2 protein-coding genes are annotated in these 15056 nt (G+C 65.9%); both read left to right on the top strand.

Going from position 1 to position 15056, the window contains the following annotated elements; translation table 11 throughout:
* Nucleotides 1-60 precede the first annotated feature (60 nt).
* Nucleotides 61-11709 carry a hypothetical protein gene (locus tag ACQ4WY_RS04820; RefSeq protein ID WP_436503051.1) on the top strand — a complete coding sequence of 3883 codons (11649 nt, stop codon included), beginning with the start codon at nt 61-63 and terminating at the stop codon, nt 11707-11709.
* A 52-nt stretch (nt 11710-11761) separates the two neighbouring features.
* Nucleotides 11762-15052 carry a hypothetical protein gene (locus ACQ4WY_RS04815; RefSeq protein WP_436503050.1) on the top strand — a complete coding sequence of 1097 codons (3291 nt, stop codon included), beginning with the start codon at nt 11762-11764 and terminating at the stop codon, nt 15050-15052.
* Nucleotides 15053-15056 lie beyond the last annotated feature (4 nt).

Below are 15056 nucleotides of genomic sequence, written 5' to 3'. Positions count from 1 at the left end.
AATAAATGTCATTTTTATATTGGTCTACACCTTGCAGCAGTACATTTCTTAGCGAACAACATGATCAAAACACACCAGGAAACGGCAGGCCGTTGCGGCCGCCATGCAGCTTTTTCGTCCGCCGGGCGCTACATGGGGATGCTGGCCGCGATTGTTGGCCGCGTCCGCTTACCCCATCTTTCCAAGTGTCATGTTGCGCCGCTGGCGCTGGCTTCCCTGCTGCTGGGTGCCGCCGCGCCCGCCACTGCACAGGTGCTGTGGGAGGATTACCGCGGCATCGAGCGGGTGCCGGCCAATCCGCCCACGCCCAACTACAACAATGGCTTCAACGCCGGCAGCACGGCCCGGCTCGGCAGTCTGGCGGCGCTGGCCGCCAATCCGGCAGCCAACGCGGCGCGCACGGGCACCTCGGCGCAGCTGGACTGGGCCAATGGCACCCCTGCCAATCCCGCGCAGTTATGCAACTTCGATACGCAGCAAACGTCGGCTGCCTGCCGGGCCTGGATCATGGGCCGCGTGATGTACACGCTGGTGGTGTTTCCGCAGGCGGGCAACTACAAGTTCAGCGTCTCGCACGACGACGACGTAAAGGTCGATTTCTCGACCCAGTATTCGACCAATTACCGCAATACCGTGTACAACGTGGCCGTGGGCAGCGTGGCAGAATATTCGAATAATGAAACGGATTTCCAGAATTTGGCCGGCAATTTCAATAGCGCCACGCCCGGTGGCTGTTATCTGGCCCGCGTCCTGTGGAATAACGTGGGCGGCATCAATTATTTGCACATGCGCTGGACGCGTCCTGACAATGTGACGGAAATTATTCCCGCTGCGCAGTTGCGCGACCCCAGCCTGGCCAGTTCCTATGCCGACTGCACCAATAGCAAGACCGACCTGGCCGTCGGCAAGGTGGGCCCGGCGCAGTTTTCCGTCGGCAAGCCCTTGAGCTATACCATGAAAGTGTGGAACCGCGGCCCGGCCCTCAGCACGGGCGCCACCTTCAACGATGTATTGCCGGCAAGCTTGAGCAACGTCAGCTGGACTTGCGCCGCCAGCGGCAGCGCTTCCTGCGGCACGAAAACTTCGGGTTCGGGCAGCAACAGCGTCAGCATTACCATGGGCAACCTGCCCCTGAATGCGGCCGTCAGCGACCCCAGCACGGGGTCTTACCTGACGGTGACGATCACGGCCACGCCGGGCGATGCCGCCAGCATCGTGAATACGGCCACGGTGACCGTCTCGCCCAATGAAACGGATAGCGATCTCAGCAACAACAGTAGCAGCACCACGGCCACGGTCAAAACGAATACCTTGACGGTGGTCAAGGCGCTGGCGCCCATTAGCGACAGCGGCCTGTTCATCATGAATGCCAACGGCACGGCCGGTGTGCAGGGCGGCAATGGCGCCACGGCCAGCGCCGTGGTGCGTGTGGGCAACCTCGTGACGTTTGCGGAAAGCGCTGGCACGGCCACCATCCTGGCGCAGTACCAGAGCAGCTACAGTTGCGTGCGCACGGATACGGCCGCCGTGATCGGATCCGGCGCCGCCAACGCGGGCAACTTCACGATGCCCGAGGCGCCCGTCACGTGTACCATCAGCAACCGCCGCCTGCAGGCGGACATGCAAGCCGTCACGACGGTGCCAGCCGGTCCCTACAATGCCGGTTCCCCCGTGACGGTGACGGGCGTGTGCACGAATAACGGCCCCGACAACGCGGCTGCGCCCACCTGCGTGATGAGCGGCTTGCCAGCCGGCGCCACGGCCAGCTGCAGCGCACCCGTGGCGCCCTTCATTCCCGGCTCGCGCATCAATTGCAGTTCCACCTTCAACCTGCCCGCCAGCGGCAGCCTGACGATCACCACGACGGCCGGCGCCACCACGCTGGACCCCATCCCCGCGAACAATGTCGACAGCGACACGCTGGGTATCGTCAGCCCGCTCGTGCGCGTGCAAAAAAGCGTCGACAAGAGCAGCGCCTTCATCGGCGACACCGTGCAGTGGACCTTGACGGCGAACAATGCCGGCACGGGCGCCACCACGGCGGCCCTGACCCTGACCGATACCCTGCCGGCCAACCTGGCCAGCATCGTCGTCACGCCCACGGCGCCTGCCGCCTGCGCGCCGCTGGCCGGCAATACGCTCAGCTGCACGCTAGCCGCCGGCCTGGCGCCGGGCGCCAGCGCCCAGGTCAGCATCACTGGCGTGCCCACGGCAGCCGGCAATTTCGTCAACAGTGTGGCGCCGTCCGGCGGCAATGGCGCCAGCTGCGCCACGCTGGCTGCTTGCCAGACCACCACTGTCGTCAGCAAGGCGCTGGTGGACGTGACCACTACCCTGAACGCCTTTCCCGGATCGACGAACGCGGGCGACGCCATTAGCGGCACAGTCACCTACCGCAACATCGGGCCGGGTACGGCCGAGAACCTGACGTACACGCTGCAATTGCCGCCAGGCGTGACGGGCGTGTCCGTCACCGGGGTGACGGGCGTGTACAACGCGGGCACAGGCTTCATCGTACTGTCCGGCCTGCCGCCGAATCTGGCGGCAGGGCAGGGCGTCACCTTTAATCTCAGCTACACGCAGCCTGCCTCGAACAGCTCGTTTGTCACCAGCGTGATCGGCACCTCCTCGGTCGAAGTGGCCAATGACTTGCCGAATACGGCCACTGTGATGGTGCCGGGGCCGAACGTGCGCGTCACCAAGGTGGCCGACAAGCTGACGGCCAACGTGGGCGAGAACATCACGTGGACGATCACTGCCAGCAATACGGGCAATATCGCCAACCAGGGCCTGGTTTCCCTGGCCGACCTGTTGCCGCCCAACCTGGTGGTGACGAGCGTGACGGCGGCGCCGGGCGTGACGTGCCCGCCGCTGGCCAGCTGGGTGGCGTCGAGCACCCAGACCTGCACCATCGCCGCAGGCCAGCTGGCCGCCCTCAACGGCAGCCGCACCATCACCATCACGGCGCACGCCACGGCGGGCGGCAGCCTGGCGAACCGCATCATGCCGAGCGGACCCGATAATCCTTCTTGCGCCACGGCGGAAAACTGCCGCACGGTCACCTCGATCACCAGCCCCAAGGTGGCGGTGACGAAAACCGTCGACCATGCCAGCATCAATATCGGCGCCACCCTGACCTGGAGCGTCACGGCAACGAATAGCGGCGATGGCGTGAGCACCGCGCCCATCACGCTGATCGATACCTTGTCGGCCAACCTGGTAGGCTTGAATGTCGCGCTGATCGGCAGCGCCACCTGCGCCGTACCAGTAGGCAATATCCTCACCTGCACGGTGCCGGCCGGCCTGGCAGCGAACGGTGGCGTCGCCGGTTTCACCGTCACGGCCCAGCCTGCCGCGGCGGGCACGTATGCCAATAGCATCGTGCCATCCGGCGCCGACAACCCTGCCTGCGCCACGCCCGCCGATTGCGCCACCACCAGCACGGTGACCAGCCCCAGCGTGGCGGTGACGAAAGGCGTCGACAGGACCACCGTCAACCTCGGCGACACCATCACGTGGACCCTGAAAGCCATCAACAGCGGCAGTGGCCCCACGAATGGCCCGATTATCCTGACGGACAGCTTGCCCGCCAACGTGGGCGCGTTGCAGATCCTGCCCGTGGCGCCCGCCAGTTGCGGCGTGCCTGTGGGTACCACGCTGACGTGCACCGTGCCGCCAGGACTGGGCAGCGGCATGCAGGCAACAGTGCTCATCAAGGCCGTGGCGAATGCGCCCGGCACGGTGGCCAACAGCCTCGTGCCGAGCGGCATCGACAATCCCGCGTGCGCCACGCCGGCCCAGTGCCAGACCACCACCACCGTCACCAGCCCGAACGTGGCGGTGAAGAAAAGCGTCGACAAGGCCAGCGTCAACGTGGGCGACACGCTCACGTGGACCTTAACGGTGAGTAATAGCGGCACGGGCGCCAGCACAGGCGCCGTCACGCTGGCCGACACCTTGCCGGCCGGCCTGGCGAACATCGTGGTCAGCCCGCAGGCGCCCGTCACCTGCGCGCCCGTGGCGGGCCAGAACCTGACGTGCAGCGTGCCGGCCGGCCTGGCCCCCGGCGCCTCGGCGAAGGTCATCGTCAGCGCCACGGCCACCCTGGCCGGGTCTGCCGTCAACAGCGTGCTGCCATCGGGGCCAGACAATCCCGCCTGCGTGCTGCCCGGTGATTGCGTTACCACCACCACGGTGGTCAAGCTGCTGGTCGATGTCACCACCACCCTGAACAATTTCCCGCCGAATACGCTGGCGGGCGACACGATTTCCGGCACCGTCACCTACGCCAACGTGGGACCGGGCCCGGCCGAAGGCGTGACGTACACCCTGCAGCTGACGCCGGGTTTGAGCAACGTCAGCTTGACGGGCGCCGTGGGCAGTTACAATCCCGCCACGGGCGTCGTCACCCTCAGCGGCTTGCCCGTGGGCCTGGCGAATGGGCAGAGCACCAGTTTCAACGTCAGTTACACGCAGCCGGCCGACAATCTGTCGATGGTGACGTCGAGCATCGCCACCACCTCGGTGGAAGTGGCGAACCACTTGCCGAACACGGCCATGGCAACCGTGCCCGGTCCCATCATCCGCGTGACGAAACTGGCCGACAAGACGACGGCCAACGTGGGCGAGACGATTACCTGGACCATCACGGCCACGAATACGGGCAGCCTGGCCAACCTGGGCGTGGTAACCCTGACCGATATCCTGCCCGCCAACGTGGCGGTGCTGTCCGTCACGCCGGGCGCCGGCGTCAGCTGTCCGCCACTGGCCAGCTGGCTGGCCAACAGCGCGCAAGCATGTACTGTCGCGGCAGGCCAGTTGTCCGCCGTGAATGGCAGCCGCAGCATTACCATCACGGCCAGGGGCACGGCCGGTGGCAGCCTGGGCAATAAAGTGTTGCCGAGCGGACCCGATAATCCCGCCTGCGCCCAGGCCGCTTCTTGTCAGACCAGCACCACCATCCTCAGCCCGCAAGTGGCCGTGCATAAAAGCGTCGACAAGAGCAATATCAACGTGGGCGACGCGCTGACCTGGACCATTGCCGTGGCCAATACGGGCACGGGCGTGACCACGGGCGTCATCACCCTGACCGACACCTTGCCGGCCAACCTGACCCTGTGGCAAGTGTTGCCCGCGTCGCCCGCCACGTGCGCGGTGCCGAGCGGCAACCAGCTGGTATGTTCCATTCCCGCCGGCATGGCGGCGGGCAGCACGCTGAATATCGTCGTCAAGGGCGTGGCCAATGCGGCCGGCGCCTACGTCAATACCGTCGTGCCAAGCGGCCCGGACAATCCTGTCTGCCCGCAGCCCGGCGACTGCAGCACCACCAGCACGGCCGTGAAACTGTTGGTCGACGTGACCACTACCCTGAACGGCTTTCCAGGCAGCACGCATGCGGGAGACACGATCGCCGGCACGGTCAATTTCAGCAATATCGGCCCCGGCCCGGCCGAAGGCGTGACCTACAGTCTGCAACTGGCGCCCGGCCTGGCTGGCGTGAGCGTCAACGGCGTGGCGGGCAGCTACAACGGGGGCTCCGGCCTGGTGACGTTCAGCGGCGTGCCGGCCACCCTGGCGCAGGGGCAGGGTTTCAGCTTCCAGCTCAGCTATATCCAGCCGGCCAGCAACCTCTCAACCGTGGTCAGCCGCATTGCCACGACGTCGGTGGAAGTGCCGAACGACCAGCCCAACGTGGCGACCGTCACCATGCCCGGCTCGATCATTCGTGTCAGCAAGACGGCCAACAAGGCCGTGGCGAATGTCGGCGAGGAAATTATCTGGACGATTACGGCCAGCAACACGGGCAGCCTGGCCAACCAGGGCGCAGTCATTTTGACGGACTTGCTGCCGGCCAACATCATCGTCACCAATGTGGCGCCCGACAGCGGCGTCACCTGTCCGCCGCTGGCCAGCTGGGTGGCCAACAGCAGCCAGAGTTGCAGCGTGGCCATCGGACAGTTGGCGGCCGGTAATGGCCAACGCCAGATCGTGCTGACCGGCAAGGCCAGCGTGGGCGGCACCCTGGCCAACCAGCTCATGCCGAGCGGCCCCGACAATCCGGCCTGCTTCCAGGCCAGCAGTTGCCAGACACACACCACCATTACCAGCCCCAGCCTGGCGCTGAGCAAGAGCGTCGACAAGCTGGCCCTGAATATCGGCGACAGCCTGACGTGGACGGTCACCCTGGCCAATAGCGGCACGGGGGCCAGCACGGCCGTCGCCACCATCACCGATACCTTGCCGGCCGGCCTGGCAAATATCGTCGTCACGCCCGCCGCGCCCGTCACCTGCGCGCCGCTGGCCGGCAATGTGCTCACGTGCAGCGTGCCGGCTGGCCTGGCCGCCGGTGGCAATGCCACGCTGCAAGTGACGGCGCGCGCTGCCGCAGCAGGCAGTCTTGTCAATGGCGTCAGCGCCAGCGGCACGGATAACCCGGCCTGCCTGCAGGCGGGCGACTGCGGCACCACCAGCACCGTCAGCGCGCCCATGCTGAACGCCAGCAAGAGCGTCGACAAGACGGCAGCCAACGTGGGCGATACCCTGACGTGGACCTTAACCTTGCGCAATAGCGGTAGCGGTCCCAGCACGGCCATCGCCACCCTGACCGATACCTTGCCTGCGGGCCTGGCGAATGTGCTGGTGACACCGACGGCGCCCGTCACCTGCGCTGCGCTGGCGGGCAATGTCGTGACCTGCAGCGTGCCGGCCGGCCTGGCCGCCGGCGCCAGCGCCACCGTCAAGCTGAGCGCCACGGCCACCTTGTCGGGCAGCCTCGCGAATGCGCTGGTGCCGAGCGGGCCGGATAATCCCGTCTGCGCCGTCCCCGGCGATTGCCAGACCACCACGGTGGTATCGAAACTGCTGGTCGACGTGACCACCACCCTGAACGGCTTCCCCGCCAGCAGCAATGCGGGCGACGCCATCCGTGGCGTGGTGACGTTTGCCAACGTGGGCCCTGGCGTGGCGGAAACAATGAGCTACAGCCTGCAGCTGGAAGCGGGCCTGAGCGGTGTTTCTCTCAGCCCCGTCAGCGGCGCGCCCGGCATCAGCGGCGTCTATAACAGCGGCACGGGCATGTATGTGCTGAGCGGCTTGCCAGCCACGCTGATCGCCGGCCAGAGCGCCAGCTTCAACCTGTTCTACACGCAGCCTGCCAGCAACAGTTCGCGCATCAGCAGCGTGGTAGGCACCAGTTCCACGGAAATCGTCAACGACTTGCCGAATATGGCGACGACGAACTTGCCCGGCCCCGTGATCCGCGCCAGCAAGACGGTCGACAAGGTGAACGCGGCCGTGGGCGATATCCTGACCTGGACCATCACGGCGACGAACACGGGCAACTTGCCGAATCAACACCCGGTCGTCGTCAGCGATGTGCTGCCTGCCAACATCGTGGTGCTCAGCGTGACGCCTGATGCGGGCGTGAGTTGCCCGCCGGTGGCAAGCTGGACGGCGGGCAGCGTGCAGGCATGCACGGTTGCGGCAGGTCAATTGGCCGCCGGTAACGGCAGCCGCAAGGTCGTCGTCACGGGACGCGGCACCCTGGGTGGCACCCTGTCGAATCGTGTCTTGCCCAGCGGTGGCGACAATCCCGCCTGCGATACGGCCAGCGCCTGCCAAGCCACGACGACCTTAGTGGCGCCGCAAGTGACGGTGCGCAAGAGCGTCGACAAGAGCAATGTCAGCGTGGGCGACGTGCTGACCTGGACCATTACCGCCAGCAATGGCGGCACGGGTGCGACCAAGTCCGCCATCGTACTCACCGACAACCTGCCAGCCGGCGTCAGCGGCGTGCAAGTGCTATCCACGCAGCAGGCCACCTGTGCGCCCGTGGCGGGCAATATCGTCACGTGCAGCGTGACGGCCGGCCTGGCGCCGGGCGGACAGGCGCAAGTGGTGCTACGCGCCACGGCCAGCGCGGCTGGCGTGCTGCAGAACACGGTGTTGCCAAGCGGGCCGGACAATCCTGTCTGCGCGCAGGCGGCGGACTGCAGCACCACCACTACGGCCATCAAGCTGCTGGTCGATGTGACCACCACACTGAACGGTTTCCCTGGTACCACCAGCGCCGGCGACCAGATCAACGGCATCGTCAGCTATAGCAACGTTGGTCCCGGCACGGCCGAGAACGTGACGTACAGCTTGAAACTGGCGCAGGGCCTGATGGGTGTGACCCTGAGCGGCGCGGCCGGCAGCTATGACGCCATCAGCGGCATGCTGACGGTAACGGGCTTGCCCGCCAGCTTGGCGCCCAACGAGTCGCATAGCTTCGGCCTGTCGTATATCCAGCCAGCCAGCAATGTCTCGACCATCGTCAGCATCATCGCCACCAGCTCGACGGAAGTGCAGTATGACTTGCCGAACACGGCCACGGTGACCATGCCGGGTCCCGTCATCCGCGTCAGCAAGACGGCGAACCGCAGCAGCGCCAACGTGGGCGACAGCATCATCTGGACCATTACCGCCGTCAACAGCGGCGGCGTGGCCAACCAGGGCGTGGTGACCCTGGCCGATATCCTGCCACCGAACTTGACGGTGCTTGCGGTCAATGCCGACGCTGGCGTGACGTGTCCGCCGCTGGCAAACTGGGTGGCGAACAGCGTGCAAAGCTGCACCATTGCGGCTGGTCAATTGGCTATCGGCAATGGCACGCGCAGCGTGCGCGTGACGGCGACCGGTACGCTGGAAGGCACGTTGTCGAACCGCGTGATGCCGAGCGGGCCGGACAATCCAGCCTGCGCGCAGGCAAACAGCTGCGAGTCCAGCATCGTGCTGACGGGACCCAAGGTGGCGGTGCGGAAAAGCGTCAACCGCGCCAGCGCCAACGTGGGCGACACCGTCGTGTGGACCATCACGGCCAGCAATACGGGCACCGGTCCCACGCGCGCCGCCATGCCCCTGGTCGACACCTTGCCGGCCGGCTTGACAAACGTGCTGGTCACGCCTGTGCGCGCCACTTGCGCACCTGTGGCCGGCAATGTGCTGAACTGCAGCGTGCCTGCCGGCCTGATCGGTAATGGCGGCGAAGCCAGCGTGGAAGTGTCGGCCACCGTCACCCAGGCGGGCGCAGCACTTAACCGCGTCGTGCCGTCGGGTCCCGATGCACCGCTGTGCCTGGCCCCAAGCGATTGCCAGACGACGACCAACGTCACCAGCCCCAGCGTGATGGTGAAGAAAGTGGTGGACAAGGCCAATGCCAGCATCGGCGACACCGTTAGCTGGAGCATCACGGCTACCAACGGCGGCAGCGGTGCCACCACGGCAGCCATCACGCTGACGGACGACTTGGCCGCCAGCCTGACGGATATCGTCGTCACGCCCGCCGCGCCCACCACCTGCGCGCCGCTGGCCGCAAATAAACTGGTGTGTACGGTACCGGCCGGCCTGGCGCCCAATGCCGTGGCCGCCGTCACGGTGAGCGCGAAAGTGGCCGCCAGCGGCACCCTGAGCAACACCATCGTGCCCACAGGTGCCGATTTGCCACGCTGCGCGCAGGCATCTGACTGCACGGCCGTCACGGACGTGGCGAATCCGGCCGTCGGCGTGGCGCTGGGCGTGGGCAAGGTGACCCAGCTGTCGGCCAAAGTCTTCACTGTGCCGTACACGGTTGTGATCCGCAACGTGGGCAAGGGCGCGGCGCAGAATGTGCAGGCGCTCGACAGCCTGCGCGCCGCCTTCCCCGATCCGGTCACGTGCCGCATCGTCGCGCCACCTGCCGCGCCCGCCATAGGCGGCAGCAAGCAACTGGCCGTCAACCCGGGCTTTACGGGCGGTTGCGGCGGCAGCGACTTGCGTTTGCTCAACGGTGATGCAGCCTTGGGCGAGGGCGAGTCGAGCGTCATCACTTTCACCGTGGAAATCACGGTGCAGCAGACGACTTTGCCGCAGTACAACAACAGCGTGTTTGCCAGTGCGCTGGGCGGCAATGTCGCCAACGCGGGCGGCGCCATCAGCGTGCCGCCGGCCCCGGCCGCAGGCGTCATCGCCGCCAATCCAACTTATACGCCACCCGTGGGCAGCCTCGTGTTTGACGCTTCCAACAATGGCGGTAGCCATGCGGGCGCCGTGGCCACGGCAGCGGACGTGGCTGCGCTGGCGGAAAAGGTCGATCCCAACCGCAATGGCAACGCCTCGGATACCGTGGGCGGCGTCGCCTTCACGGGCGAAGACACGCCCACACCCGTGGTGTTGCTGCGGCAAGTGGTCGATGTCATCAAGGCAGTGTCGGCGCAACAGCAAGTCGACGCCAGCAAGTTCGAGATCAGCTACACGGTGCAGGCGGCCAACCGCTATCCTGCCGGATACCCGACCTCGACCATGGTGCAAGTGGCGGAAAACCTGAGGGCCGTCTTCCCCACGGCGACCAGCGTCACCCTCAAGCCGGGCAGCCTGGCCGTCACGGCGCGGCCCGCCAGCGCCACGGCCTGCGTCGCCAATCCCGACTTCAACGGCGTCACCATGTTTGGCTTGCTAAGCGGCAAGGGCGACTTGCAGCCGCAGGAAAGCTGCAACATCGTTTTCACCGTGCTGGTCGACTTTGGCAGCGTGGCGGCGATTCCCACCGTGCCGCAGCTGAACCAGGTGTATGCGAGCACCATGTTCGGCACGGACGGCGGTGGCATGAACATTGGCCACAGCTACAGCGGCACGGGGACGTCGACGACGCCGGTGGCGCCCGCCAGCGTGCTGGCCCTGGCCAGCTCGGCCGATACCTTGCTGTTGCCGGCCTCGCCTGGCGCCACGCCACCGAGCTTCACGCCCGTGGTGTTCAACACGACGGACAAGCCGATGCTGTTGATCAGCAAGAGCGTCAACAAGGCCCAGGCCGAGATCGGCGACAGCCTGCAGTACACGATCGAGGTGAAGAACACGGGCGTGGCGACGGCGTTTGGCGTCAGCGTGCTCGATAAGCTGCCGGCCGGTTTCCGCTACATCGACGGCACCACCACGCGCAACAATGTGCTGCAGCCCGATCCGTCCGGCAAGCCGGGGCCGCAACTGAGCTTCAAGCTGGAATCGCTGGCACCGAACGCCAGCGCCAGCTTCCGCTACCGCCTGCGCGTGGGCGTCGGTTCGCTGCAGGGCGACGGCATCAACCGCGCCCAGGCCACGACCACCAACGGCCCGCCCTCAAACGAGGCGCGCGCGAAAGTGAAAGTGACGGGCGGCGTGTTCACCACGGATGCCTGCATCGCCGGTAAGGTGTTTGTGGACTGCAACAACAACCACGTGCAGGACGGCGAGGAACTGGGCATACCGGGCGTGCGCCTGTACATGGAGGATGGCACGAACTTCACTACGGACGTGGAAGGCAAGTACAGCTATTGCGGCATCACGCCGAACAGCCATGTCATCAAGGTCGATGGCGCAACGTTGCCGCGCGCCAGCCGCATGATGGAAGCGTCGAACCGCAACCTGGGCGATCCGCACAGCCTGTTCCTCGATACCAAGAACGGCGAGCTGCTGCGTGCCGACTTCATCGAAGGCTCGTGCTCGAACCCCGTGCTGGAGCAAGTCAAGGCGCGCCGCGCGCAGGGTGAGGTGCGCAGCGTGGAAAGGGAGGGCAGGGCGGGGCCGGGACTGAGTTTCAGCAGCCAGCCCGCCAGTGCGCCCGCGCAGGCGACGGACAGCGCCAACCAGCCTGTCGTCGCGCCCCGCTTGCCCGTGCCGGCCGCTGTGCCAGCCGCAGGAGGCAGCCATGTGCAATAAGCCTCCTTCACCTCACTTGCCGCTTGCCAATGCTGCTAAAGAGAAACAAGCCATGAAGAGAACTCTCCCCGCGCCCCGGCGCATGGCCGTCATACTGGCTTTGCTGGTCTTCCCGGCCGCTAGCCAGGCCCAGATGCCCGTGCCGGACAGCGTGGCAGCGCCATCCTTGTTTGCGGGCAAGGTGGGCCTTGCCGACTATGCGATCAACCGGGGCGTGGCGCGCATCGCCGTCGAGACGGATGGGAATGGCGTGCCGGCCGATGGCCAGAGCCCCGTCAAGGTGACGGTCAGGCTGTCTGACGCGCAGGGCACGCCCTTGACAGGCACGGCCTTGCTCACCATCGAGGCCAGCGGCGGTCGCATCCTGCTGCCCGGCGCCCGCACGGATGAACTGGGCCCCGAGCGGCGCGATGCGGACAAGGTCACGCCGGGCACGCAGCTGACGGTGGAGGATGGCCTGGCGAGCTTCAGCCTGCTGGCCCCGTCCACGCCGCAGGACGTGCTGCTGCGCGTGTCGGCCGGCAGCGTGGCGGCGCAGGGCACGATCAGTTTCCTGCCAGAATTGCGCGACATGCTGGCCGTGGGCTTGATCGACGGCATCATCAGCAAGCGCAGCCTGTCGAGCAGTTCCATTTCGCCGTCGCGCTTCAATGATGGTTTCGAGCGCGACATTCAGCGCTGGAGCAGGGCCTTCAACAATGGCAAGGCCAACGTGGCGGGCCGCGCGGCCATGTTCCTGAAAGGGACGATCCGTGGCGACGCCTTGCTGACAGCCGCCTACGATTCGGACAAGGATACGCGCGCGCGTCTCTTGCGCGATGTCAATCCGGAAGAGTTTTATCCCGTCTACGGCGACAGTTCCGTGCGCAACTTCGACGCCCGCTCCAGCGACCGCCTGTACGTGCGCATCGACCAGCAAAAAAGCTATGTGCTGTATGGCGACTTCGCCACCGGCGACGGCTTCAGCCAGATGACGGGCGGCGGTGCCGTGGCCAACTTGCAGCAGAGAAAACTGGGCCAGTACAACCGCACGGCCACGGGCGGCCGCGGCCACTACGAACAGGATGGCATCGTCGCCAATGCCTTCGCCATCAACGATAGCCTGAAGCAGGTGGTCGAGGAATACCGGGCGAACGGTACTTCGGGCCCGTTTGCCGTGCGCAACAACAACGCCATCGAAAACTCGGAAAAGATCGAGATCGTCGTGCGTGACAAGAACCAGAACGGCACTATCGTGCAAGTGACGCCGCTGCACCGCTTCGAGGATTACAGCTTCGAACCGTTCAGCGGGCGCATCCTGTTCAAGCAGGCGATCCCCGCGTTGACGCCGAATGGCGACCCGCAATCGATACGCATCAGCTATGAGGTGGACCAGGGCGGCGAAAAATTCTGGACCCTGGGCGTGGATGGGCAAGTACAGCTGGGCAAGATGGTCTCGCTCGGTGGCTCGGCCGTGGAAGACAGGAATCCCTTGTCGCCGTACAAATTGCACAGCGTCAATGCGGGCTTGCGCTTCGGCGAGCACAGCCTGCTGGTGCTCGAAGTGGCGCGCACCATGTCCACCAGCTACAGCGCGGGCGGCAGCATCTACACGACGCCGTCGGGCCAGGCGGGCGAGCTGCGCGATGAAGTCAGCGGCAATGCGGCCCGGGTCGAGCTGCAGCACAAGGATGAGAAGCTGGAAGCGAAAGCCTACTGGAGCCGCTCCGACAAGGATTTCAATAACACGGCGGCCGGCATCACGGGCGGACGGGGCGAGGCGGGCGTGAAGGCGGGCTACAAGCTCAGTCCCGCCGTCACCGTGTATGGCGAGGCCATCCGCAGCGACGAGCGCAGCACGGACGCGCGCCGCGATGCGCAGCGCCTGGGCGTGGCCTGGAACGCCAGCGAACGCTGGCTGCTCGACGTCTCTATCCAGCACATGAAGGAGAGTGGCGGCATGCCGTCGACGGCTGGCATCGCGCCGAATACCTCGCCGCTGGGCACGGGTCTCAATCCCACGGGCGGCTTCTTTGGCAACGGCACGGCCAACACGGCCATCGATCCCGTCACGGGTGGCAGCATCACCACGTTTGCGCCCGTCAATCCCGGCGCGGGCGCGGGCGCGACGGTGCCGCTGGACGCCACCACCGTGCGCCTGGGCGCGCAATACAAGGCCACGGAGCGCTGGACCCTGAATGGCGACGTGGAAAAGAGCATTTCCGACGCAGACCAGCACCGCTACGGCCTTGGCGCGCAATACCAGCTGGCCGAACGCAGCCGGCTGTACGCGCGCTATGAAAACCAGACGGGGCTGGCGTCCGCCTACTCGCTCAATCCGGCCGACCGCAGCACCAGTTTCGTGGCCGGAGCGGACACGGGCTACATGCCGGGCGGCACCGTGTTTGGCGAGTACCGCATGCGCGACGCCATGGATTACAGCCTCAGCAACCAGCGCGACTTGCAGCTGGCGTCCGGCTTGCGCAACACGTGGAACCTGGGCGAAGGCCTGGCGGCGAACACGAATGTGGAATATCTGAAAGTCATGAACGGCCAGCAACAACAAGCCGTGGCCGTGGCGGCAGGCTTCGACTACTCGGTCAATCCCCTGTGGCGCGGCTCCGTCAAGCTCGAGTACCGGCGCTTGTTCGACAGCGAAATCGCGCCCGGCAACCAGCGCCAGGATCAATGGCTCAATACCATCGCCTGGGCGCGCAAGCTGAGCCGTGACTGGACTTTGCTTGCACGCAACTACCTGCTGTACACGCGCAACAACGACGATGCCAGTGGCGCGCCCGTGGGCAACGTGCTGCAGGACCGGGCACAGCTGGGCTTTGCCTGGCGTCCCGTGGACGACAACCGTTTCAACGGCCTGGCCCGCTATGAATACAAGACGGTGCGCGACCAGTCGCAGATCGACGGCGACAACTACCGCGCGCACATCGTTTCCACGCACCTTGACTACCACCCCAGCCGTCCATGGTGGTTCACGGGCAGGGTCGCCGCCAAGCAGAACCACGACAAAAATTTGCCTGTGGGCCAGGAAAAGTACACGGCGTGGCTGTTTTCCGGGCGCACCGTCTACGACATCAGCAAGCACTGGGACTTCGGCGTGCTGGCTGCCGTGATGGGCAGCCCGCAAGGGGGCAGCCGCCAGTGGGCCAACGGCGTCGAAGTGGGCTATCTGCTGGCGCAAAACCTGTGGCTGTCGGCCGGCCACAACTGGTCGGGCTTTTCCGACCGCGACCTGACGGGCGCCGACTACACGGCGCGCGGACCGTATCTGCGCCTGCGCTTCAAGTTCGATGAAAACCTGTTCAAAGGCAAAGACGCCACCATCAACCGTACCCTGGCCCGGCCATGAAAAC

The sequence above is a fragment of the Janthinobacterium salmonicoloratum genome (assembly GCF_051380845.1).
GTDB lineage: Bacteria > Pseudomonadota > Gammaproteobacteria > Burkholderiales > Burkholderiaceae_D > Janthinobacterium > Janthinobacterium lividum_F.
The sequence above is the reverse complement of the archived record's forward strand: the minus strand, read 5'-3'. Positions and strand labels throughout refer to the sequence as shown.